This is a genomic window from Desulfatiglans parachlorophenolica (assembly GCF_055394735.1).
This window is the reverse complement of the sequence record NZ_AP042460.1, coordinates 2130336-2154680: the sequence shown is the minus strand read 5'-3', so window position 1 is coordinate 2154680 and position 24345 is coordinate 2130336. Positions and strand designations below refer to the sequence as shown.

23 protein-coding genes are annotated in these 24345 nt (G+C 51.5%); 12 read left to right on the top strand and 11 right to left on the bottom strand.

The features are described 5' to 3' along the window. Positions 1 to 84 precede the first annotated feature (84 nt). Entirely contained in the window at positions 85 to 441 is a 357-nt protein-coding gene (locus ACZ500_RS10075; protein ID WP_464232361.1) for a hypothetical protein, read from the bottom strand. 39 nt (positions 442 to 480) lie between these two features. Next, the gene (locus tag ACZ500_RS10070; protein ID WP_464232360.1) at positions 481 to 1050 is read right to left on the bottom strand and encodes a hypothetical protein; all 570 of its coding nucleotides are present in this window, start codon (positions 1048 to 1050) and stop codon (positions 481 to 483) included. Positions 1051 to 1912: 862 nt separating this feature from the next. Between ACZ500_RS10070 and ACZ500_RS10065 the strand changes: the two genes are divergently transcribed. Then, a complete protein-coding gene (locus ACZ500_RS10065; RefSeq protein WP_464232359.1) occupies positions 1913 to 3559 on the top strand; it encodes a DEAD/DEAH box helicase in 1647 nt (548 codons plus the stop codon). Positions 3560 to 3712: 153 nt separating this feature from the next. On the opposite strand, the gene ACZ500_RS10060 is transcribed toward ACZ500_RS10065, so the two are convergent. The 6 genes from ACZ500_RS10060 to ACZ500_RS10035 form a co-directional block, all read right to left on the bottom strand. Then, positions 3713 to 4189, bottom strand: a complete 477-nt coding sequence (locus tag ACZ500_RS10060) for a (2Fe-2S)-binding protein (protein WP_464232358.1) — start codon at positions 4187 to 4189, stop codon at positions 3713 to 3715. After that, positions 4189 to 5127, bottom strand: coding sequence for an FAD binding domain-containing protein (locus ACZ500_RS10055; RefSeq protein ID WP_464232357.1), 939 nt, complete (start codon positions 5125 to 5127; stop codon positions 4189 to 4191). Before ACZ500_RS10055 ends, ACZ500_RS10060 begins: the two co-directional genes overlap by 1 nt. A 2-nt stretch (positions 5128 to 5129) precedes the next feature. Continuing rightward, positions 5130 to 7409, bottom strand: a complete 2280-nt coding sequence (locus tag ACZ500_RS10050; RefSeq protein ID WP_464232356.1) for a xanthine dehydrogenase family protein molybdopterin-binding subunit — start codon at positions 7407 to 7409, stop codon at positions 5130 to 5132. Between the two features lie 182 nt (positions 7410 to 7591). Further along, positions 7592 to 8017: a VOC family protein gene (locus ACZ500_RS10045; protein ID WP_464232355.1), complete on the bottom strand. Its 426-nt coding sequence runs from the start codon at positions 8015 to 8017 to the stop codon at positions 7592 to 7594. A 3-nt stretch (positions 8018 to 8020) separates the two neighbouring features. Beyond that, the gene (locus tag ACZ500_RS10040; protein WP_464232354.1) at positions 8021 to 8188 is read right to left on the bottom strand and encodes a hypothetical protein; all 168 of its coding nucleotides are present in this window, start codon (positions 8186 to 8188) and stop codon (positions 8021 to 8023) included. A 202-nt stretch (positions 8189 to 8390) separates the two neighbouring features. Further along, positions 8391 to 8972 carry a TetR/AcrR family transcriptional regulator gene (locus ACZ500_RS10035; RefSeq protein ID WP_464232353.1) on the bottom strand — a complete coding sequence of 194 codons (582 nt, stop codon included), beginning with the start codon at positions 8970 to 8972 and terminating at the stop codon, positions 8391 to 8393. Positions 8973 to 9874: 902 nt separating this feature from the next. On the opposite strand from ACZ500_RS10035, the gene ACZ500_RS10030 reads away from it, so the two are divergent. From ACZ500_RS10030 to ACZ500_RS09980, 11 genes are all read left to right on the top strand, one after another. Continuing rightward, positions 9875 to 10039: a hypothetical protein gene (locus ACZ500_RS10030; protein ID WP_464232352.1), complete on the top strand. Its 165-nt coding sequence runs from the start codon at positions 9875 to 9877 to the stop codon at positions 10037 to 10039. Between the two features lie 146 nt (positions 10040 to 10185). Further along, positions 10186 to 12273 (top strand): hydantoinase/oxoprolinase family protein, encoded by a 2088-nt coding sequence (locus ACZ500_RS10025; RefSeq protein WP_464232351.1) that lies wholly within the window; start codon positions 10186 to 10188, stop codon positions 12271 to 12273. 16 nt (positions 12274 to 12289) lie between these two features. Then, positions 12290 to 14065, top strand: coding sequence for a hydantoinase B/oxoprolinase family protein (locus tag ACZ500_RS10020; RefSeq protein WP_464232350.1), 1776 nt, complete (start codon positions 12290 to 12292; stop codon positions 14063 to 14065). Between the two features lie 123 nt (positions 14066 to 14188). Then, on the top strand, positions 14189 to 14353 hold the full coding sequence (locus ACZ500_RS10015) for a hypothetical protein (protein ID WP_464232349.1): 165 nt from the start codon (positions 14189 to 14191) through the stop codon (positions 14351 to 14353). Between the two features lie 2 nt (positions 14354 to 14355). Beyond that, positions 14356 to 14616 (top strand): hypothetical protein, encoded by a 261-nt coding sequence (locus ACZ500_RS10010; protein WP_464232348.1) that lies wholly within the window; start codon positions 14356 to 14358, stop codon positions 14614 to 14616. A gap of 42 nt (positions 14617 to 14658) precedes the next feature. Then, positions 14659 to 16251, top strand: coding sequence for a class I adenylate-forming enzyme family protein (locus tag ACZ500_RS10005; RefSeq protein WP_464232347.1), 1593 nt, complete (start codon positions 14659 to 14661; stop codon positions 16249 to 16251). Positions 16252 to 16278: 27 nt separating this feature from the next. Further along, on the top strand, positions 16279 to 16422 hold the full coding sequence (locus ACZ500_RS10000; protein ID WP_464232346.1) for a hypothetical protein: 144 nt from the start codon (positions 16279 to 16281) through the stop codon (positions 16420 to 16422). A 278-nt stretch (positions 16423 to 16700) separates the two neighbouring features. Continuing rightward, complete coding sequence (locus ACZ500_RS09995; RefSeq protein WP_464232345.1) at positions 16701 to 16832, top strand: hypothetical protein; 132 nt, start codon at positions 16701 to 16703, stop codon at positions 16830 to 16832. Between the two features lie 26 nt (positions 16833 to 16858). Beyond that, entirely contained in the window at positions 16859 to 18007 is a 1149-nt protein-coding gene (locus tag ACZ500_RS09990; protein ID WP_464232344.1) for an acyl-CoA dehydrogenase family protein, read from the top strand. Positions 18008 to 18323: 316 nt separating this feature from the next. Beyond that, positions 18324 to 19172: a transporter gene (locus tag ACZ500_RS09985; protein ID WP_464232343.1), complete on the top strand. Its 849-nt coding sequence runs from the start codon at positions 18324 to 18326 to the stop codon at positions 19170 to 19172. A 100-nt stretch (positions 19173 to 19272) separates the two neighbouring features. Further along, positions 19273 to 19767, top strand: coding sequence for a response regulator (locus ACZ500_RS09980; RefSeq protein WP_464232342.1), 495 nt, complete (start codon positions 19273 to 19275; stop codon positions 19765 to 19767). A gap of 383 nt (positions 19768 to 20150) precedes the next feature. Here the strand turns inward: ACZ500_RS09980 and ACZ500_RS09975 are convergent, their stop codons facing one another. The 3 genes from ACZ500_RS09975 to ACZ500_RS09965 form a co-directional block, all read right to left on the bottom strand. Further along, positions 20151 to 20315, bottom strand: coding sequence for a hypothetical protein (locus tag ACZ500_RS09975; protein ID WP_464232341.1), 165 nt, complete (start codon positions 20313 to 20315; stop codon positions 20151 to 20153). Between the two features lie 219 nt (positions 20316 to 20534). Beyond that, the gene (locus tag ACZ500_RS09970) at positions 20535 to 21905 is read right to left on the bottom strand and encodes a sigma-54-dependent transcriptional regulator (RefSeq protein WP_464232340.1); all 1371 of its coding nucleotides are present in this window, start codon (positions 21903 to 21905) and stop codon (positions 20535 to 20537) included. Positions 21906 to 21914: 9 nt separating this feature from the next. Continuing rightward, complete coding sequence (locus ACZ500_RS09965; protein WP_464232339.1) at positions 21915 to 24152, bottom strand: PAS domain-containing protein; 2238 nt, start codon at positions 24150 to 24152, stop codon at positions 21915 to 21917. Positions 24153 to 24345 lie beyond the last annotated feature (193 nt).

Sequence of the window (24345 nt, the reverse complement as noted above, 5' to 3'; positions counted from 1 at the left end):
TCTGCCGTCCGCGACCGTACGCGGATGCTTTCCTCACCAGGTGTGCAGAGGCGGGTTCGAGAGGCCTGCCGCCTGGCAGGAGGGTCATTCACCCCGTTTGTACAAGGGATCCTCTTCCTCAGCCATGTCCTTTTCAAAATGCCCGATCGGTCTCCGGAACGTGTATTGCGCCGGGTCGGCCACGAGATATCGGTAGGTCTCGTCCGTGTTGCCTCCCCAAGCCGCGAAGGGATAGGAGACCACAAAGGCGATACTGCCGAGGGCCGTGCCGACGATCCCGAGCGGTCTGATGAGGGCGATGTCGAGCAGCATTTTTTCCGCGGTCTGAGGCTCTACGTAAAATTCATCTGATTGGGCGGCCGATGCCGTCCCCACGATGGTCAACAGGAGGAGGGAGAGGGGAACGGCCAGGAATGCCCGGCGTGCCTTGGTGTGTTTCATGTGACTATCTCCGTTTGGATTTCATGGGGGCGGTTGTCTTTAACGGCCGCCGGCAAAAAGCCGGCGGAACAGATCTCTGAGCGTGTGAACGCCCTCCATTCCACGCCTTTCGGCCTTCCCTGCCGGCCCGGCCTGCGGTGCATCGTCAGACGACCACCACTCGACGGCTGCAAATGAGCAGGAGAGGATCGATTCCAGCGCCGGCATGAGGTGCCTTTCGAGCAGAAGCCTCTCACGGCCCTCGAGGGCCTTGAAATAGACATTCACTTCTTCGACGTACCAGTCGTCGAGGGGCGCCATGAAATCGAGGGGGACTTTGACGCACAAGTCTGCCAGGCCCCTGAGCCGCGCGGAGATCGCCTGTTCGGACAATTGTCCGAACAGATCCTTGACGGCGTTTCGGTCGGCGGGGTCGCTTTCGGTATCCACGAGGAACGTGAGTGTCAGGTATCCGCTTCCATCAGCACGGCAAGAGGCGGATATCTTCAGGATGCCTTGCTTGGGCGAGGGAAGATGTTCAGAGAGAAGGCTGAAACCGGCATAAGCGATCATCCGCTCGTCGGCCTTCAAGGCAAGCGCGCTTTCCCTCAGATCCAGAATGTCCTGCATGGAGTGATGCCTCTCGACGCACGCACTGTTACAACCGACCGGGTGGAGAATAGCACGTGACGCCGTTTTTTCCTATCCCGGGGTGCGCCCGCTCTTCCGAAAAAAAGCGTGCGGACCAAATCATTCCTGTCCGGGCGGGAGGAAGAAGAAAATGATTCAGATGACACGCCATGGTCGAAAATGCTATGGTTCCATTCGTTCGACAACGATTTCAATCTGACAAATGATGTGCTGCTCCGAAAACACCCGTATTCGCCCTGCATCGACTGAATCGTGAAGGCGAACAGCGCCGCCTCTGCGGGTCAGTCTGGAGCCGATGCTGCGGCATCGACCGGAGACGTCGAAAAAGACCGAAAGGCGGCCTTGCTGCTATTCTTTCACGATAGACAAAGGCCATTGGCGTGTCAACTGATATCTCCCGGCAACGGCTGGGATCCGCGGCCTTCTCTGAGCTGCTTTGCAGGTGGTTTGAAGCACCACCAGTGCAGGGAGGCCCCCGCCGAGGATTTTGTTGTCGATCGGTCCGACGGATGGGAGCGCGGGGGCTCCCATGTGGTCGAGGGGGGGCTTTTGTCTGAAGGCGCCGCGAAAAACAACCGGTGGGGAAAGCTGGTTTTCCTCAGATCCACCTGCGTTCTGGAGATACGTTCGAAAGAATTCTTCATGTGGACTGGCTCAAGGGGAAACAAAATTGACAAAGGTGGGTAAAGCAGTCTAAACTGGCTCCTGTCATGAAAAAAATGAATGTGGGGTGTCCATCTTTGACAGACGATCCTTTCCAATCAGATGAACTTCCTGGACGGCGCCCCGAATCAGTGCATGGAAAATTCTTATATGTGGCAAGAAAGAGAAAAAGACCTATATGACCGATGAATCCCTGTCAGATCAGACGATCACGAGTTCAGAGCCCCAGCGTTTTTTGACCCGGAAGACTTTCGAATCCTTCAATCTCGAGGAAAAGGTGTTGGCCGGCATTCGAGATGCCGGTTTCACACACTGTACGCCCATACAGGCCCGTGCCCTGCCGGTGGCGCTGGAGGGCCGTGATGTGGCCGGTCAGGCCCAGACAGGGACCGGCAAGACGGCCGCCTTTCTGGTGACGATCTTTTCCCGCCTCGATGAGAGCCGTTTTCTGCCGGGGCTTCCGTCGGCGCTCATTGTCGCACCGACCCGGGAACTGGCGCTTCAGATATACAATGAGGCGAAGGTCATCGGAGGACATACAGGCCTCAAGCTCGCGCTGGTCGTAGGGGGAATCGATTACCAGAAACAGGCGCAGACGCTGAAGGCGGGCGTCGATATCGTGATCTGCACGCCAGGCCGCCTCATCGACTATATGAAGCAGGGGATCTTCAAACCCGAAGGCATCCAGATCGTTGTAGTCGACGAGGCCGACCGCCTGCTCGATCTCGGGTTTGCGAAGGATATGCGGCTCATTCTCCGGAAGCTCCCCAGCTACGAAAAGCGGCAGTCGCTGCTTTTCTCGGCGACCCTCAGCTACCGGGTCCTGGAGTTGACCTACGAGTACATGAACCTGCCGGAGTTCATCGACATCTCCCCCGACGAGGTGACCGTCAAGGGCATCGAGCAGGTGTTGATCCATGTCGGCATGGAGGAAAAGCTCAAGCTTCTTCTGGGGCTCCTCAAGCGGGAGGAATGGGAGCGGCTCCTGATCTTTGTCAACACGAAGGCCGAGGTGGAGCGGCTTACCAGAAAGCTCAAGGGCAATGGGTGGCCGGCTGAGGGAATTACGGGGGACGTCCCGCAGATAAAACGCCTGGCCCTCATGGAGGCTTTCAAGAGCGGCAAGACGAAGATCCTGGTGGCGACGGATGTTGCTTCCCGGGGCATTCATGTCGAGGATATCAGCCACGTGATCAACTACGATCTCCCGCAGGATGCCGAAAATTATGTCCATCGGATCGGACGCACCGCCAGGGCGGGGAAGACCGGCAAGTCCATCTCCCTGGCCTGCGAAAAGTTCGTCTACCATCTCGAACCGATCGAAGAGATCCTCGGCTACAAGATTCCGGTCCTATGGCCTGAGGACGACTGGTTTGTCAAGGACGAGGCCGGCCCGGTGAGGATCGAAGGCGCCCGGGCCAAGCGTCCGCGCAAGGAAAAGCCGAAGGCGGAAAGGCGGGCGGCTCCGAAGCCGGAGAGGCGTCCGGCGCCGAAGGAGGCGGCCCAGGAGGCGCCCGAAGCAACGGTGGAAGAGGTTGTCGAGCAGTCTGCGATCGAAGAACCTGCCAAAAAGCCGAGGATCGCGGCGAAAACCGCGGAAAAACGCAAACCGGCCGGACGTGGAAAAGGAATTGCCATGTCCTCGCAGCCCGGCGGCATTTTCGGCCTGGCGCCGTTATCATTCCCTGCGCCTGGAGAAGAGGCGGCGAAGCCGGCGGCCGCGAAGAAGCCCAGGAAGAAATCCCGGCGCAGACGAAAGCCTGCGGCGGAGGGCGAGGCCAAAGCGGAGACCCCCACGACCGCGCCGGTTGAACCGGAGGAATAAGAAGAAAGCCTCCGGGCGATGGCCGCTGGTCGCGCCGGCAGCTATAAAAGGGCACCGAAGGAAGGGACGCTGTTTCCGCTCAGCATCCATTCCTTCGGCGCCCTTTTTCGTTTGTCCATTTTCCCCGAAGAAAAACAGCCGGGGGATTGGAACCTATGAGCCTGCTGCCGCTTTGGCCGCTGCCTGGACGGCCTCGACGATCTTCTTGTAGCCGGTGCAGCGGCAGATGTTCGAGGAAACGGTCCGGATCACGTCCTGCCTGGTCGGGGTCTGATTACGGTCGAGGAGTTCCTTGGTGTTCATGATCATGCCGGAGGTGCAGAAGCCGCACTGGACCGCGCCCTTTTCCATGAAGGCCTCCTGCAGGGGGTGGAGTTCCTTGCCCTTCGCGAGCCCTTCGATGGTTTCAATGGATGATCCCTCGACCTCCGGGGTCAGGACCAGGCAGCTCCGGGTGGGCACCCCGTCAATGACCACCGTGCAGGCCCCGCACGACCCCATGCCGCAGGCCTCCTTCGCCCCGGTCAGATCGAGACGGTCCCTGAGCGTCTCGATCAGCGTCTCGTAAGGGCGCACCTGAGAGGTGCAGGTTTCGCCGTTGATATCAAAGGTCACTTTCCTGGTTTTCATCACTTTGCCTCCTGCATGGTCTTTCTGATGGCCCTTTGCGCGAGGACCCGCACCATTTTCTTGCGGTAGGCGGGTGTGAGCACGGCGTTGGCCACCGGCTTTGCGTCCTGGCAGGCCTTGTCCGCGGCCTCCTCGAGCGTGTCGCCCTCGAGGTCTTTCAGATCGTAGACGAGGGGTTCGAGGCCGATGCCTCCAACCGCGACCCTCCCTTTGCCGCCGAGGACCGAGACCGCCGCTCCCACCAGGGGATAATCGATGGAGCCGCGGACTCGCAGCTTCTCGTAGGCTCCTTGCGATTTTTTGAGCGGGATGTGGATCTCCGTCAGGATCTCCCCGGGGAGGAGGGTGAACGGGTTTTTCCCCTTGCCGCTGAAGAGCTTCTCCAGCTTGATCTTACGCTCCCCCTGCGGGCCGGAGACGGCGAGGGTGGCCGAAAGGGTGAGGAGCGGCAGGGCGTTGTCGCTGCAGTAGTTGGAGAAGCATCGCTTTGCACCGGGGGCGGCGTTGCAGATTTCACCCCCCATCTTGAAGCAGAGGCCCCGCGCCGTTCTCCAGGCAAGGGACTGGTTGTAAAAGAGGCAGCGCGTATTTTGAAGGATATTCCCGCCGATAGTCCCCCGCATCTGGAGGGCCTCGCAGGAGGTCGCCTCGAGCGATGCCCGGAGCGCCGGAAAATATTCCTGGACCGTTGCATCGTTCTTGAGGGCGAAGAGGGTGGCGTTGGCGCCGATCACGAGCGAGCCGCCGTGCCGGGAAATCGTTTTCAGGGCTTCCACCCCCTTCAGATCGATTACGGCGGTCGGTGTGGAGAGTCTCGACTTCACCCGAGGGATCAGGTCCGTTCCCCCGGCGAGATAAGACGCCTGACCCTTGTAGCCTTCGTAGAGGGCGATCGCCGCCGTGACGCTGTCCGCCTTCCGGTATTCAAACTTGGGCATGATCATTTCTTTACCCCCTTTTTGCCTTCCAGGGCAGCCAAGACCCTGTCAGGGGTGAGTGGAAGTTCGCTGAACAGAGCGCCCGTGGCGTTTGCCACGGCCGAAGCGACGGCGCTGTAGGCGTTCATCCGGACGGTGAGGCCGCCTTCCTTGGCGCCGAACGGACCCTCGGGATCGACCGAGCTGATGATGATCGTTTCGATCTCCGGCATGTCGCAGGCGAGGGGCACCTTGTATTCGAGCAGGTCCGGGTTCAGCAGAAACCCCTTGTCCCAGAGGTTTTCCTCCATGATCGTGGCAACCCCCGCCTGCTGGATGGAGCCTTCCATCTGCCCTTCGACGGCCATGGGGTTGATCGGCCGGCCGCAATCGTGCGCCGCCGTGAAGCGGGGGATCGTGATCCGGCCGGTTTCGGGATCGATGCTGACCTCGGCGACCGAGGTGCCGAAGGAGAAGGTTCCCGCCATCTGGCCGCGGGGGCGCGACACCCATTCGCGCTCGAAATCGATCTTCGGGAAATAGGTGCCCGTCGCTACGATCGGGTCTCCGCGGAAGAAGGCCTCCCGCACGACCCAGGAGATGGGCATCTTGGTGGAGGGGTTCTTCTTCGAATAGGCCAGGCGGTTTTTCAGGTCGACGTCGTCTTCGGGGATGCCGAGCTTCTCCGCGGCGATGGCGACGAGCCGCTTGCGGGCATTCTCGCAGGCGACGCGGACGGCATTGGCCCCCACGAAGGCCGCCGCCTGCGAATAGGCGCCGGGGTCGAGGTTGGTCACCTCTGTGTCGGCGTTGACGAGGTTGATGTCCTGCATGGGGACTCCGAGGACCTCCGAGGCGACCTGGATGACCATCGATTCGTTGCCCTGTCCGTTGTCGACCAGGCCCGTTACGAGCGTCACCTGCCCATCGTCGTTCAGCTTGACGTAGCACGAAGACCCCGAACGGAACCCCATCGGGAATCCGCACATGATGGCTACGCTCCCCATGCCGATTCCGTTCAGCCCCTTCGGGTTTGCCCACCGCTGCTTGAAATCGGTGGATTTGGCCGCAGCCTCTATCGTCTCCTTCAGACCGCAACTCGAGATCCGGGACTCGGTGGCGGTCATCTCCCCGGATTTCAGCCCGTTCTTCAAACGGATCTCCACGGGGTCCAGACCGAGTTCTTTCGCCATCAGGTCCATCTGGGCCTCGTTGCCGGCAAGGAACGCCCTCCCGTGGCACCCGTACATGCCCCGGATGCCCTTGTTGGTGAAGACCCGGTAGCCGTTGTAGCGGACGTTCGGGAGGCGGTAGCATTCCTCGTAGACGTAGAAGGGGATCGAGGTGGCGATCGGGCCGGTGGAGCTGTACGCCCCGCCGTCATAAACGACCCGGTAATCCTTGGCGAGGATCGTCCCGTCCTTTTTCATGCCGGTCTTGATGGTGGCCAGCATCTCGTGCACCTGCCGGGTGCTGGTGGCGTTTTCCTCCCGTGAGAGGACCAGTTTCACCGGCTTGCCTGTCTTGATGGAGAGGAGGGATGCGACGAGGTCGCCAGGGGAGACCTCGGAGCGGCCGCCGAACGCGCCCCCGGAGTCGATGTGGCGCACCCGCACGCGGTTGAGCGGCATTTTGAGAAGATTCGAGAGGGCTTTGGCCCTTACGTGGGGCCCGGCATTCGGCATCCACAGGTCAAGGAAGCCGTTCCTATAAGAGGCGACCACCGCATAGGGTTCCATCATCGCGTAGGCCTCGCCGCCTGCCCGGAAGGTGTCTTCCCTGACGAGGAAGGCCTCTTCCATAGCCTTGTCCACCTCGCCCACATCGATGTGGACGTGGATGTTGATGTTGTTCTCGTACCCCTCGTGGATCTGCGGGGCGCCCTCCTGCATGGCCGCTTCGGGATCGAAGACGGCCGGGAGAAGCTCGTAGTCCACCTGGATGCGGGAGAGGGCCTCGAGGGCGCTCTCTTCATCGACCGCCGCGACCGCCGCAATGTCCTCTCCGATGTACCGGGCCTTGTCCCTCGGCAGCATCTCATGGTCCTGTGTGTAGCGGAAGACCCCCCACTTGATTCCATGGGTGTCGGAGCCGCTGACGGCGGCCTTGACGCCCTTGACCTCGAGGGCGCGCGTCAGGTCGATGCCGCGGATCCTGGCATGGGGGTACGGGCTCCTCAAGACCTTGGCGACGAGCATGTTGGGAAATTTCAAATCCGCTGTATAGCGCGCCGCTCCGGTGACCTTGGCCAGGGAGTCGCTTCTGACGACCCTGTTGCCGACGATATTCAGATCATTTTTCATAACGTTCCCCTGATGGCTGATGGGTTGATGATGTCAGAGGGTTAGTACAGACCCGGGTGCCCGCCGTTCACCGCGCGCGAAACGGGTGCCCGCATTCATCTCATTCACTTGTCGATAAAAAGATTCCTCCATTTTTAGAAAATTTCGGACAGGATCCAAACAGGGCACGGACGCCGCTCCTGTCACCTGGCATCTTCCATCTCGAACTCTCCGTCCAGCAGCTCTGTCAGGACCCCGTGGAGATTGATTGGGTGGTGGACAAAGGCATACCGGTTGCCGAGCAGTTCCCGCGGTTTGTCGTCGATCAGCTTCACGTTTTTCTCCTTCAACTCCGCCATGGCCTTCGGCAGATCATCGACCTTGTAAGAAATCAGGAAGAACCCCTCCCCCTCCCGGTCGATGAATTTGGCCACCTCGCCATCCGGTGCAGTCGATTCCATGAACTCCACTGCAACCTCACCGATATAATATCGCGCAACCTTGATCTTCTCGGACTCCGCAACATACTCGCAGGCCGGCGTCAATCCGAAATCCTCCTGGTAGACCCGCTTTAAATCTTCCAGGTCTTTCACCGCGAAACAGATATGGTCGATTTTTTCAATTTTCATAACCTACCTCGTCTCCATCCGGAAATGATTTCCCGTACAACCCAGTTTCCAATCCGGAAATGAGGATTTTTTGCCAATATCAAGGAAATCAAACGTTTGCGCGGAGGCGACCTGGCGGTCGCCGCACAAGCAAACGTGCAGATTGACGCCGAGATTGGCAAAAAAGATCATTTCTGGATGGAAACTACCTCGCAAGTTCAGTATGGCCATTCCCTTATCTTTATCGAACTGGGTAACACAAAGACCAAGATTCTAACCAACAAGCTGAAGGCAAAAAATTAGATAGAAAGTGAATGATGCTTTATATGAAATATTTATCTTGCTTATAATAATTTATAAATAATTATGGATGAACTGTTAAATGCCTACCTCATTATCGGAAAATACCCCTAGTAAATATCTCGACGAACATATTAGCTAGTTCTTCTAAGCTGATAACCCCATCGCGATTATACCAGCGTACAGTATAATGAACCATGCCGAAGAAGGCGAATGTTGCGACAGTATGATGAATTGGTTTCATTTTATTTTGATCGGTGAGTTCTTGCAAAATAGAATAAAACAACTGGACATAGTGACGTTGCTTTTCGTTAAGAATCTTTTGGTGTTGCTCATTAAGAGAGTTCATTTCACTCAGCAGAAGAATTTCACGCTCTTGTTCACCTGCAAAATACCGACTGTAAAAATTGAGAACCTGACTCAGCTTATCTTCAGGTGACAGATCAGAGGCGCAAATACCTTCAATAACGCCCAAAGAATCTTCCATCGCCCCATTCATGAGCCGGAAGAGCATTTCTTCTTTACTCTTATAATAATAATAGAGAGAAGCCTGATTCATACCCAGTTCGTGCGCGATGTCCCGCATAGAAGTGGAATGATACCCCTTCCGAGCAAATAGGTGGGCGATCACGCGGTCGATTTCGAAAATTTTCTGAGTATTTTTAGGCCGTGCCATGTCTCTCTGATTATTTATGAAACGAACATTTGGTAAATGAATAACGGGTTAGAAAGATGCTGTCAAGCAATTTTTTTCGCGCACGAAATCAATGAAATTCAGTCGTATACAACTTTTCAAGAAAACAGAATGGGTTGCACAACTCGCGAAAGAACCTGGGTATGTAGAGAAAGGAAGCGGATAGCTGCTAATCCGTATCTTTTTGAAAATAATGGCTAAATGACTATAGAAAATGCTTTTCCGAAAGATGAAGGTTTCTCCAAATCAAGTCGACAGATAATGCCCCGATCGATCTAGTTTCCATCCGGAAATGGTCATTTTTGGATGGAAACCAAACATACGCTGTAAAGGTATCTTTGTAGGCTCAAGAGAACCGGGAGAAGTGAAGCATCGAAGAAAATACGGACAAAGAAATTTATAACATTTTGGAATTTTATTACTTTTTTAAGAATTTGATATACGCAAAAATTTTTCTTGACAGGTCTTATCGACGAGACTATTTATCAAACAAATGTTTGGTGGAAAAACGATGGCCGAATTTTTAGACCAAAACATAGAGAAAGAATTTGAAGATCGACCTCGTGATTATCTCCCCTTGTGCAAGGGATAGTTATCAACCTGGCTCCATACGGAACGTTGGCTCCGCCTTGCACCTGACTCAATTTCCTTTGTATTACCGCGATAAAATCGGGCAACGTTGGGTTTTCTGTTTCGCAGCACGCCTTACAGAATGTTTTCGCCCATTCTCGGGGATACTCGCTCCTATCGATTATTGTCACAATGTAGGTTCAAGAATCTGGATATTCTTCAGATTTTGCATAGATGTAAACAAGAGTATTTTCAGTATTCAGTCTGAATTAGAATCCTGTAGCATCTAAATATAATCTAGTTTCCATCCGGAAATGGTCTTTTTGACCAATCTCGGCGTCAATCTGCACGTTTGCTTGTGCGGCGACCGCCAGGTCGCCTCCGCGCAAACGCTGGATTTCCTTGATATTGGCAAAAAGTCCTCATTTCTGGATTGGAAACTGGTTTGTACCAGGAAATCATTTCCGGATGGAAGTTAATATATAGAATGTCGGTGTTATTTTTTACGATAGATTGTTGTAGAAATGATGGAGCTTTAGAATAGATGTGATTTTTATATAGTTATTTTATCTGGTAATCAAAGTGTACGATGAAAAAACTTTTTAAAAGAGGAGGGTGGCAAACGATGCGGTATGTTATCGGAGTTGATGTCGGTGGAACGTTTACCGATCTAGTCTGCCTTGATGAAAAAGGTCGAATTAATGTTACCAAAACACCATCGACGCCAAGGGATCCTTCAATTGCTATTATGGAAGGATTATCCAAAATGGCAAGCATGCTCGGTAAAGATGTTAAAACGCTATTCAGAGAAACAACTCATATCACTCATGGTACTACTGTAAGCACCAATACCGTACTTACATGGAGCGGTGCTAAGGTCGGTCTTTTATGCACTCGTGGTTTTAGAGATACTCTTGGAATTCGGTTCGGTATCCGCGAGAATCCGTATAACTTCACAATACCACAGCCCGACAGTCTTTGCCCTCGTTATTTGCGTATGCCTGTTCAGGAGCGCATAAATTTTGCAGGTGATGAAGTCACGCCGCTTAGTGAAAAAGATGTATATCAGGCGTGTGATTTCTTAAAACAACAGCAGGTTGAGGCAGTTGCGATCTGTTTCTTGTGGTCGTTCAAAAATCCGGCTCACGAGCGGAGGGCGCTCGAGATCTGTCGTACAGAACTGCCCGACTGTTATGTTTGTGCTTCATTCGAAATCCAACCAGAGATTCGTGAATATTGGCGTATGAGTACTTCGGTGATCAATGCTTATGTCGGTCCTAAGCTTTCTGCCTATCTGACAAATCTTATGCGTTCTCTGAAAGAAGAAGGGTTTGACGGTCAGTTGCTTATAACGCAAAGCAATGCGGGAGTCATTTTCCCCGAAGTGGCCATCGAGCAGGCGGTCCGAACGGTACTTTCGGGACCTGCATGCGCTCCTGCGGCAGCAGCTTATGTAGGTCGAGCCCTGGATCTTAAAAATGTAATCACGGTGGATATGGGAGGTACCAGTTTTGACGTCTGTCTTATTAAAGAAGGCAAACCCATGACCACTCTTGAGAGCGCTGTCGGCGGTATCTACCACATGAAATTGCCTCTGGTAGATGTTCATACTATTGGCACGGGTGGGGGGAGTGTAGCGTGGTTGGACAAAATGGGAGTGCTGCATATGGGGCCGCAGAGCGCTGGATCCGATCCCGGGCCGGCGTGTTACGGGAAAGGTGGACAAAAGCCGACCAGCACCGATGCCGATCTTGTCTTGGGCTATCTCGACCCCGAATACTACCTTGGAGGGGAGATGGCTCTTTATCCTGAACTCGCCCAGAAGGCTATAGAAGAGGAGATTGCACGCCCGCTAGGTCTTGATGTGGTAGATGCCGCTTGGGCTATGCGTCGGATCATTGATCATCAAATGGTCGATGGAATTTCTATCGTCTCCGTCCAGCGTGGCGAAGATCCGCGCCGTTATACCTTGGTGGTAGCAGGCGGCGCCGGTGCGCTGCATGCTGCGAGCCTCGCTCGCGTTCTCGGAATTCGACGTTTGCTGGTGCCCAAAACATCATCGGTTTTTTGTGCACTGGGCGGTGTTATAGCTGATGTTCGTCATGATTTTGTGCGCTCAATCACTTGCCGTATGGGTAACGTTGACTTAGGTCAGCTCAACTACGGATTCGAGGAGATGCGTTCGACCGGCGACGAGTACTTGGAGCGAGAGGGAATTTCTATCCCCGACCGCTATTACATAAAATCTTTAGATATGCGCTACAAGGGTCAGTATCACGAATTGGAAGTCCCCATTCGGATTAAAAATGTTGGAGGAAATTACGGAGATTTAGATACATCTGCATTAAATGACTTGGTGGATGAATTCCACCAGTTGCACGAAAACCTATATTCCTATCGCGATACTACTGAGACGGAAATTCTCAACTTGCGTATGGCGGCTTGTGGCATCGTACATACCCCTCCATTGGAAGAATCTGCATTTGTAAGTCGTGATGCATCGGCTTTTATAAAGGGACAACGCCAAGCATACTTTGAGGAAAGGGGCGGGTTTAGCTCCACTGTTGTCTATGATGGTGAGAGTATGGAGGTTGGCAATGTGATAAACGGTCCTGCTATCGTGGAGATGATCACTACTACCGTCCTTGTTCCACCAGATGCCTTCTTGGAAGTAACCCCGTATTCAAGCTTTTTAATGGAACTGACTAAATAGACAGGAGGTCCATCCTATGACAAAGCAATATGAAATCCGGGTAAACCCGGCGGACTTCTCGGTTTTGACCTCGGCCGTTTTCACCATTGCGCGCGAGATGGGACTCAATATGGAACGGACAGCGCGTGCCCCTATCTATTTCTCGGCACACGATTTCTGCACCTCTCTCCTGAGTTTGGACGCAGAGGTTATAGCCTTAGCAGAGTATATCCCTGTGTTGACGGGGGCTACGCCTTTTGCTGTGAATGCTGTCAGGAAATATTTCGGGGATGATGTTGGTGAGGGGGATGTTTTTCTGGTGAATGACCCTTATACCTTGGATGGCGGGAATCAGTTGGCTGACTGGTGTATTGTATATCCAATCTTTTATCAAAAGGAACAAATCTTATGGGTCGCAAATAAAGCTCATCAACAGGACACAGGAGGTGGTGCGCCTGGTGGCTATAACCCGCACGCCATCGATATCTATGCAGAGGGATTACGTATTCCGCCGCTTAGGATTTATAAAGCCGGGCGCGAACGGCGTAGCGTTGTAAATCTGATTATGACCAATGTGCGTATCCCTGATGTTCAACATAGTGACCTGTTGTCCCTCATCGGCGCTGCCCGTGTGGCTGAAAAACGCGTCCGGGCAGTCATGGATAACTATGGCCGTGATGTCTTTAAAATCTTTCTTGAGGATTTGCTTGCTTATGGTGAATGCTTGATGCGCGCCGAAATAGAGAAAATTCCGGATGGCATTTATCACAGTGAGATTCACGGTGATGTGTCAGGTGCTCCTGCTATAGTATGTGACATGACAGTAGAGGGTGATGAACTCACGGTCGATTTTACAAAAAGTGGCCCTATGAGCCGCGAATACATAAATAGCCCTATTGCCAACACATATAGTTCCGTATACCAAGCCATTCTTCAGTCTCTTGGAAAACGTTTAGATGTTCGTTGCGGTGGATGCTATCGACCAATCCATATTCGTACCACCCCCGGTACAATAACACATGCAACCTTTCCTGCTACTCACGGTAATTGCACGAACTTCGTTGCTAAACAGATCATAGAAGCTGTTTGGGCGGCTCTGGCTCAGGTTTTGCCTCATGAAACTCCAGGAGGCTGGGGGTCTATCCCCTACTGGGTTTTCAGCGGTGTCGACCCGCGTCGCGGAGAGGGCTACGGTTCTCCGGACTTTCTTTCATGCGCCTCTGGTGCCGGTGCTATGTGGGGTGTGGATGGTTGGTCAACGAACGGGCCGGTTATCTGCAGTGGAACCCTTTATTATCCCGAATTGGAGGTGTGCGAGAGCCTTTATCCTATTCTATGGGAACGCTGGGAATGGGCAACCGATTCGGCCGGCCCCGGGCGCTGGCGAGGTGGTTTAGGAGTCCACAATGAATGGATCGCCAATGGTGGCACTCAGCCTATTTTCGTCCATTATGCCGCTGATCCTTATGACTACCATGCTGCTCCGGCTATAGAAGGTGGCCAAACCCCCCCGCCAAACGTCAAAGAACTTTTCTTACCCGAAGGACGTCACGTCGGCAACCAGGAGGTGCGCGACAGCAAAGCCTTTGTCCTGACCAGCGGAGCCAGGGTGGTGGATTTTGTCCAAGGGGGTTGTGGTGTAGGTGATCCATTGGCGCGGGAGGTGGAGGAGGTGTGGAAAGACGTGCGGGACGGTTTAGTATCATTAGAAAGTGCTGAAAGATATTACGGGGTAGTCATCGATTCTATAACTTTTTCAGTTAAACAAAAAGAGACTGATGAGTTGCGTCAAAAGATCAGAATGGACAAGTGATAATTTTTGAATTTATAACTTATGGGTTTCCGAATTACCCTCTTATCCCCTCATTGTTAATGTATGTAATTTGTAAAAAATTGGCGTTATGAGCATGCATATTAGACTGGTTTCCATCCGAAAATGGTCGTTTTTATCAATATTGGCCTCGACCTGTACGTTTGCTTGTGCGGCGACCACCAGGTCGCCTCCGCGCAAACGCTTGATTTCCTTGATATTGGCAAAAAATCCTCATTTCCGGATTGGAAACTGGGTTCTATAGGAAAATCATTTCCGGATGGAGACTAGCTATGGGACAGAGAGCTGCTGAAGGCATTGATCGTATTCTCGGCAACAATTTTTTGCTCCAAGGACGCAACAGTAAAACGCTACAAATCCCAGCAGTACTGGATCAGGACGAGAATTTCTTCAACAGGCGGTTGACGGCAGAGTTCCTATCCCCGAGTCAGTGGCTGAAGGGGTTCGAACAAGTGGAACTTGGTCTCAATGAAAAAGATGCGGTGAAAGAAGCGAATCGCTGTTTGCGCTGCAGTTTACGATTAGATCTTTAAGCTCGCGGTACCGGAGGAATATTGGAATAGGGAGGATCAGAAATGATTATAGGCGATGCACTCAAACGCTGTGCACGAAATTACCCCGATAAACTGGCTGTCAAAGACGAATACGGAAAGGTGTTCCCAAGGGGTTTTGGGTACACCTATGGCGAACTGGATATTGCAGTCAATCGGTTGGCGCAAAGCTTTTTGAAGCTTGGTCTTTACCCAGGCGACCGAGTGGCGGTGCAGACTGGCACCGGAATTGGTCACTATCTTTCTCTTTTTGCGCTTGCCAAGGTAGGTATGGCTATAGCACCAATCGATCGTTCGTTTATGCCTGAAGAAATTGCATATCAGATTGAAGACAGCGGAGCTCGGGCCTTTATTGTTGACGGAGATATTTATGTCCAGAAAATTAGAGATATACGGTCTCGTCTCAAAAATTTAGAAATTTATGTTGGAATAGGCGGCGGAAAACCATGTGAATATGATTTCGAAACCCTTGTTGCTGAAGGAAAGCCCGATAATCCGGGTATAGATGTCCATGAAGACGATATCGCTACATTGATTTACACCAGTGGAACCACAGGACGCCCTAAGGGCGCACCCTTGAGGCATCGTAACTGGACTTTCAGCGCAATCGTTTGGGCCGCTGAAATTGGCATTCATCCTAATACTCGCTGGGCATTGCTTTTGCCGATGCATACTTCGGGAGGTACGGGACTTAGCATTGTTGCAGCAATGCGCGGCTGTTCATTGGTTTTGAGCGATCCGGACGCTGAGAAGATATTACGAATCATTGACCAAGATAAAATAACATTTACTCAATTCAGCCCAACTTTGCTGGCTAAAGTTATTCGTCATCCCCAAGCTAAAAACACGGATTTTTCACATTTGGAACATTGGTTCACTTCGGCTGCTCCGATATCAGCAGGATTGTTAAAAGAGGCCGCGGCAATACTGGGAAAAAAATTTATCCAACTCTACGGTACTACTGAAACAGGACTTCTCGGAACGGTTCTACGGCCCAACGAAGTAGCCCTGGAAGGGCCTACGGCCCGTCGTCTCACGTCTATCGGACGTGCTTGCCTTGGATACGAAACGATGGTTGTCGACGATGACGGTAATAGAGTTCAGGCTGGAGGTACAGGGGAACTGGCTATCCGCGGGGACGCCGTCTCGAAAGGCTACTGGAACCGACCGGATGCTGATGATTTTCGCGATGGCTGGTGGTTCTCCGGTGATTTAGTGCAGGTGGATGAGGACGGGTTTTATTACGTTGTAGATCGTAAGAAGGACATGATCGTGACTGGCGGACTGAAGGTGTATCCTCGGGAAGTGGAGGATGTTCTTTCGGGTCATCCGTCGGTTAATCTTGTCTGTGTCATTGGCGTTCCAGATAAAAAGTGGGGCGAAAGTGTGAAGGCAGTTGTAGTGCTGAAGGATGGTACAGCTGCTACTGAAGAGGAGATTATAGAATTTTGCAAAGTTCGTTTGGCCAGTTATAAAAAGCCAAAATCTGTTGATTTTATCGATATTTCAGAAATGCCGATGCTTGGTGGCGGTTACAAATTGCTAAGGCGTGAGCTGCGTGATCGTTATCGGAAACGCTTCGAATCAGAATCCAAAACTGCCTGGGGCGCAGTATAAGATTTGTAAGTTTGTTTCCATCCGGAAATGGTCTTTTTGACCAATCTCGGCGTCAATCTGCACGTTTGCTTGTGCGGCGACCTGCAGGTCGCCTCCGCACAAACGCTTGATTTCCTTGATATTGGCCAAAAATCCTCATTTCCGAATTGGAAAGCGAATCATGCTGGATAAAGTATTTCCGGATTGGAAACCGGGTTGTACCGGGAAATCATTTCCGGATGGAGACAAGCTAAAGTGCTTTCGGCTGTATTCGAATATACAGCCGAGGATTTTGGAAAACTTAACTGAGAATAGCCTGTAATGGATGGTTCCAATGATATAATTTTTAAGTATGAAAAATATTCATAGATTTATAGCATTGAAGGATTGATAAAATCACATATTCGCAATTTACTATAGGAATGCTGATAAAAATCTAAAAATCATATCTGGCTAGTCTATATCCGGAAATGAGCTTTTTTGCCAATCTCGGCGTAAATCTGCTCGTTTGCTTGTGCGGTGGCCTACAGGTCCCCTGCGCTCAAGCATCTGATTTGCTTGATATTGGTAAAAAATTTACATTTCCGGGTGAAACTGGCTAAGAGTTGGTAAAAGAAGGGATGTCATAATGCAATTTCAACTGACAAGGGAACAGAAGGATATTCAGAAAGCCGCACGTGAGTTTGCCGAAGGGGAGTTTCGAGATATAGCCCGGGAGTGTGAGCAAAAAGAGGAAGTGCCCCGTGCGCTTATTAAAAAGGGGGCTGAACTGGGTTTTGTTGGGGTATTTATCCCGGAAGCTTATGGTGGGGCAGGTCTTGGTTTTTTGGAGCAAACGTTGATTGCTGAAGAATTTTGGCGTATCGATCCAGGCATTGGGCAGCAGTTCAGTTCCGTTACCTTTGGGGCGGAGGAGTTCATCCTTTATGGAACAGAAGAGCAAAAGCGCAAATACCTGACCAGGCTGGTAACAGGGGATGCCGTTATGGGTTTCGCCATAACCGAGCCAAATGCTGGCAGTGATGCTGGCGCGGGGACCACGAGCGGCATTCTGATGGATGACCAATGGATCGTCAACGGCAACAAGGTTATGATTGGCAACGGAACTGTTGCCGATTTTATGCTTGTTTTTTGTCAGACTGATGCGGAGGCAGCTAGCAAGTCCAAGCGTCACAGCATCATCGTCGTGGAGACCGACAATCCGGGATATGAAGCGGACAAAATCACAGGAAAGATGGGCATTCGGGCCTCAGACACTGGCAACGTATTTTTTGCAGACGTACGCGTGCCCAAGACCAATTTGATTGGCACACGTGGCAACGGTTTTAGCCAGTTGATGAATTTTTTTGATCGTTCAAGATGTTATGTTTCAGGTCACGGAGTAGGCCTGGCGCAAGGCGCTCTTGAAATGGCAATCAGGCATGTGAAAACCCGAGAACAATTTGGACAAAAGCTTGCCGGTTTTCAGGTTACACAATTTAAAATTGCCGAGATGGCAACCAAAATTGAGTTGGCGCGCACCCTTGCGTACCGAGCGGCAGGGCAATTGGATAGCGGGGTTGTGGATGCCAAGATTGTAGCTATGGCGAAAATGAATGCAGGCCGGACTGCTGTCGAGGTCGTGGACGAGGCGCTACAACTTCATGGTGGATACGGGTATATGGATGACAGTGATGTAGAACGCTTTTACCGTGCAGCCAAGGTCCTTGAAATTTACGAAGGTACGAAAGAGGTTGAGAAGATCGTTATTGGGCGGCGCCTGCTTGGACGATTTTAAAGATTGCGTGGTTGTAGATGTTTAAAAATTACTTTGCTTGATCACTTTTGAATCCATAGTTTTTTATAATCTTAAGTTATTTGATTTATTTTAATAAAGCGGATTGAAGTGTGTTAATGTCAATGCTATGTTCTGAGTGTAAAAAATCGCTTTTTTTACCTATAATATTGTGTTTTTAATTAACAAACCCAAGCTGTAAATATTATGGCAATAGATTGGCTCGTGCCTGTTTTTAGAGGTGAAGCTTATGTGTATGAGGATTATTCAATTGCTCATATTTTGTGTGTTCGTGTCTTTGATTTGCTCCAGACCGACGATGGCAGGTCATTTTGAGGCTACTATGCCTCAAGGATATTGGATGGAGGTCTGGATGATGAGATTTCATTCAAATGAGTTCATGGATACAGAAGGTCACGAAATAAATATGGGTGATGGGAAACACATCGATCTGACGCAGGACATTTTGCTCTTACGGCCGATTTATTCTACTAAATACTGGATATTCGATTGCCAGATTCCAGTGTCCCGGTTGAAGATAGATAATTTCCCTGGTTGTGATAATTCATCTTCCGGTATGGGTGATGTTTGGGTGAATGCCTGGATACGAAATGAAAACGCTGAAAAAAAATGGAGGCCTTTAGGAATAAATTTGGCTCCAGGTTTCGGCATCAAATTCCCTATTGGGGAATTTGATTGCGATAGAAGTGTAAATCTTGGCAGCAATCAATATGATGCACGGTTCGATCTACGTTTCTCCAAATTTTTCTTTGATGGTTGCCCTCTTGGTGGAACTGGAAAATGGGCCATTGAGGGTGCTGTAGAGTATACCTATCGTTTCGAAAATCAGGATATAAACATTAAACCCGGAAACCGTGTCGATTGGCTTATAGGTCCGGCTGTCAGCGTTGGCCAAAGCATGCGAGTTGGCTGGGATATCGGTGGAAATTTTAAGGAGAGAGACGAAACCGACAGCGGTCGTGAGTTAACCGATTTTCCCGGGCAATCGTGGGGTAGAAAAATTTGGACAGGTCCGACATTTTATTATGTTATCACGCCACAAATTTATCTGAGTGCTTATGCGGCGATCGATATTGATGCGAGAAATCAGGCAAAAGGTGCCTTATATTACTTACGATGGATTTTCTACTGGCCTAAAAATTCATGACCAAGCACCTTTATGAATCTCTGAGTTATTTAACCTGTTTTCGATAGAATTTCCGGTATATAATAATTAACTTTCCAGTATATGCGATAGAGGAATAAAGATGATGGGAAAAAATTTGCTCCAAGGGAAAAGGATTCTCTTGGTTGATGATGAGTCGGATGTGCTCGATGCGCTTCAGGAAGAATTGGATATGGCACATTTGAGTAGAGCTTCCACATTTGAAGAAGCTAAATTACTACTAGAAAATCAAGATTTCGATATTGCAATTCTAGATATCATGGGTGTCAACGGATATGAGTTATTGAAAATTGCACGGAAAAAGAATATTATTTCTTTGATGCTTACAGCGCATGCGTTAAGCACCGACAATATTGTAAAAGCTCGGCAGGAGGGCGCTGCTTCCTTTTTACCAAAAGAGGAAATGAAAAATATCACTGAACATCTGTCGGACCTATTGGAGGCAAAGGAAAAAGGTAAGGACTATTGGTGGTGTTGGTATGAAAAGATGTCCAATTTCTGCGGTGATAAATTTGGACCAAATTGGCAGGACAAGGATCGGGAATTTTGGGAGGCGCTAAGGAAATTGTCTTTGTGATCTGTTTGATACAGGATTAGAGAAAATTATATCATAGTAATTGTAAAGTGAATTTCACTTTCTAAGCTTATATTTATTCTGGCATCATAGTGGGCACGAAATCATCCGGTAGCTTGCTCAGCCAATTTCACGGATCTGATGGTAATACGAATTGTTGAGATTTAAGACTTTGTGATGTGTATCGGGTTTATGGTGAGAAGATCAATGCAATTGTCCGTGAGACTGGGGACTCTAGAAACACCGTAAAGAGGATCTTGAACAGTGAGTATAGCGGCTATAAGCAAAGGGAGCAGCATCCCCTTCCGGTCCTGCGATCCTTCTTGCCGCGTCGGGGCGAAGCTGATATTTTTCGATCATGACCTCTCTCCGACTGGAGAGGAAAGTTAGTGTCCATCCGGAAATGATTTTCTTATAGAACCCAGTTTCCAATCCGGAAATGAGGGTTTTTGGCCAATATCAAGGAAATCAAGCGTTTGCGCGGAGGCGACCTGTAGGTCGCCGCACAAGCAAACGTGCAGATTGACGCCGAGATTGGCCAAAAAGACCATTTCCGGATGGAAACAAGTTAGCATGCGGATTGAACCAAAGGCGATCGAATCCTCTTTTGCAATCCGCTTCGCTGCGGACTGCGGCTGTTGCGGTGGCGTTGAAGCAGACAGTCGCGCTGATTGGTTCTGTAATCTATGGTCGGAGATAAGCTTTTCGCGCTGTCACTGGCGCTTCCGGGCACGCTGGCATTCCTTGTTTCCTGTGCAAGAAAAGCGGGGTTACAGAGACAGTGTTGACCTATGTGAACGCTGCGCCGTTTGCCGGGTCTGATACTGATCAATCTTACGATACAGGTTTCGAACGCTGATTCCCAGGATTTCAGCGCTTTGAGTCTTGTTCCATCTGGTTGTGTCGAGGACCTTGAGGATGTGCTCTCTTTCAACGTCTGCGAGCGATCGGAGATCCACGCGCTCAACAGATGTTTTTGAGAAAGGCAAGTCTTTGGTGTCGATGTAATCTCCGTCGGACAAAATGATCGCTCTTTCAACAACGTTTGCCAACTCGCGGATATTGCCGGGCCAGCCGTAGCTCATAAAACTGTCTCTGGCGTTGGGCCTGATGGTTTTGTTCATGTTCAGCAGGCGGTTTTTCTTTTCGAGAAAATAGTCCAAAAGTAGCGGGATGTCCTCGGGACGGTCCCTGAGGGGTGGAATCGTGAGCTGCACCACGTTCAGGCGGTAATAAAGGTCATGCCGGAAACGTTTTTCGGATACCTCCTGCTGAAGGCTCCGGTTGGTTGCTGCTATGATCCGCACATCCGCACGCAGCTCTTGGTGCCCGCCCACCCGTCGAAAGGTTTTCTGCTCCAGCACCCGGAGGACTTTTGCCTGTGCCGATGCACTCATTTCCCCGATTTCGTCGATGAATAACGTTCCCTGATTGGCGATTTCGATCAGACCGCATTTGCGCTGGTCTGCGCCGGTATAGGCCCCCTTTTCATGGCCGAACAATTCGTTTTCCACCAGTTCTTCCTGGAGGTTGGCGCAGTTAATGACGATGAAGGCTTCGTCATGCCGCCGGCTCAGCCTGTGAATCAGGCCTGCCGCAAGCTCCTTGCCCGTCCCGCTTTCCCCCTGGAGGATGACAGGCGTATCTGTGCCTGCCACCCGCTCCAGGTCCACCATGAGGTGCTTCATCCTGGGGCTTTTGTAAAGCAGCATGTCTTGTGAAGTCTTGTTTAGAAGCGCCTCTCTCAAAAGGAGATTCTTTTGTTGCAGGGTGTTTTTCTCAAAGGCTTTGTCGACGATGATTTCCAACTCGGGTAGGTGGCAGGGTTTTGTGAGATAGTCGTAAGCGCCGAGTTTCATTGCCTGGACGGCTGATTCGATACTGCCGTAAGCGGTGATCATGATGATCTCCATCAGGGGGTCCAGTTCTTTGGCCGCTTTCAGGAAATCAATCCCGCTCATGCCGGGCATGCGGATATCGGCGAGGGCGATGTGAAAAGACTGCTTTTCCATAAGTTTGAGCCCCTCTTCCGCGGTCGAAACGCCTTCCACCTGACAGCCCTTACGTTTCAAGCGACGCTGGTACAGGGTTCTCAGGGGGACCTCGTCTTCGAGGATGAGGATATGCTTGCCTTGTTCCATGCGGATATCCTATTTCATCGGAAGGTTGACTTTGAAGATTGTTCCCGCCCCTTTCCGGCTGACAACTTCGATTTCCCCGCCGAGCCTTTCCACAATGCGATAGCAGATGGCGAGCCCGAGCCCGGTGCCTTTGTCCGGCGGTTTGGTTGTGAAGAACGGGTCGAACATGCGTTCCTGTTCCTCTTTCGTCATGCCGATTCCGGTATCCTTGAAAATCGTGGAGACGAAACCGTTGCGAACTTTCGTCCGGATCAGGATGGTTCCGCTCTCTTCTGTGGCATCGAGGGCGTTCTTGAGAATATTCAGAAAGACCTGTTGGACCTGAGAGTAATCGGCCTGAATGGATGGCAGGTCAGGGGCGGGTTCAAAAGCGACCCGGCCCTTGCCATACTGGGCGGGAAAACCTGCGAGCGCGAGGACACTGCGAAGAATTTCGTTGAGGTCCACCTCCAGGAGCGAGGGCGCGTTCACGCGAGCGAAGTCCAGCAGGTTTTGCGTGATATCTTTGCAGCGGTAGGACTGGTCACGCATAATCCTCACCAGTTCTTGAAGATCTTGCAACTGCTCAGGCTGCATGGAGGGGGCCCATTCTTCCAGAAGGTCCAGGACCTCCTCGGCGCAGCCCGCGATAGTGGCAAGGGGGTTGTTGATTTCGTGTGCGACTCCGGCGGCGAGTTCACCGAGCCCTGAAAGTTTGCTGGCCTGAAGGAGCTGTTTTTCCAGCCGCAGCCGCTCCCGGATGTCGCGCATGATGAACTGCAGGGCTATGATTTCCCGGTCGACCAGGACGCGGGAGACGCTTAATTCCACCGGCACGGGCTCCCGGGTCCGGCCAGCAAGCCGGATTTCGAACGGCTGTGTTTGTTTGCCCTCACGGATAGCAGCCAGATTGGCGCTGAATCGCTCCTGGTCCCCGGGATGGACGAGATCCTGGATGTGCTGGTGCTGGAGGTCGCTCCAACGTGTCTGAAAAAAGATCAGGGCCTTGGTGTTTGTGGACAGAAACCGTCCGCTGGTTTCGGTCACGGCGATGCCGTCTTTGGCACCGTCAAAGAGGACTTGGTACTGGATTTCAATTTTTCGCTTCTGGGTGATGTCTTCGAAAAAAAGGATCACGCCGGCCCGCTGCTGGTTCTCGTCAAAAAGGGGCATGAGTTTCAAATTCAATGAGAGAAATCCTCTCACCGGGCTGCGCAGGGCGACCTTTTCCAGGTTGAAGGTTTCGCCGTTTTCCAGGCTTTTCCGGATATGTTCCTTGATATTTAGAAGACCCATCCGTTTCAAACAGGGGTCCAGTGCCAGGCCGATGGCTTCAGCCGATGAAACCTGGAAAATCGTGGACATACCGTTGTTCCAAGTGAGGACGTGCCGATCCAGGTCGATGACCATGAGACCGTTAGTGATGGACTCGATGATGTTCTGGTTGTATTGCTGCAGTTTTTCGAGTTCCCTGAGGTAACGCGTCTTTTCCGTGGTGTCTTCGAGGATACAGAGGAGCCCTTCGATTTCGCCCTGCTTGTTGCGAAGGGGCACGCCTTTCAGCGTCATGAAAAGAGGACGTTTTGTCAGGTAGGCTGTGTACGGAAAGTCGACAACTTCGAAGCTTTCGCCTTCCAGCCCTTTTTCCAGGTAATGGTTCAGCCCCGATTTGATGACATTCGGCGAGTCGAGCCAATTCATGCCCATGAGTTTGTCGAGCGGCGGGTCGCCGGCGATCTTCAGGTGGGCCGGGTTGGTGCTGGTGATGATCCCTGACCGGTTCAGGGTGAAAATGGCTACCGGGGCGTTGAAGAGGATGTTGTAGTTGAACTCGCTGACCTCTTTGTAGGTTTCGCTGGCTTTCACCCGCGAACTGACATCCTGTATGATCTCCACGCAGGCCGAGACCCGGCCGCTGTCGTCCCGGACGGGTGACGCCACAACGTGATAGTGCACCCTTCCGCCGTTTTTGCTGACGATTACCTGTTCGCAACTTGCTGGCCGCCCCGAAGCAAAGGCATTCAGGGCGGCGCAGGTTTTACAGGGCTCCTTTTTGTGCAGGATTTCGTAGCAATGGCGGATGTCGGCTGCAGAAGAGGGCCAATTGGCTATAAAAGGCCGGTGCCAGAGAAGCTTCAGGTCGCGGTCCACCATCAGACAACCCAAGGCCGGCCCCGGCATCCCGTCGAAGGAAATGGCAATATCTTTGGGAAGGGGGTTTAGCTGCGCTTTCATCCCTAGTAATTCCAGAAGGGTTTTATCCATCATGATGCTATGTCAAACCGGAACGATTCCCGATCCTGGTCTGTCCTCCTCAAGTTTGCAACGTTCCTGTGTGTAAGTCAAGTTGACTCAGGCCGCCTTGGGCCCTGTGAGAACAATTATCAAATTACGTGCCACTGTTTGGATGTTTACGTTTTATCTGCATGATATAATTGTGAAAATTCTGTATGACTTGTGC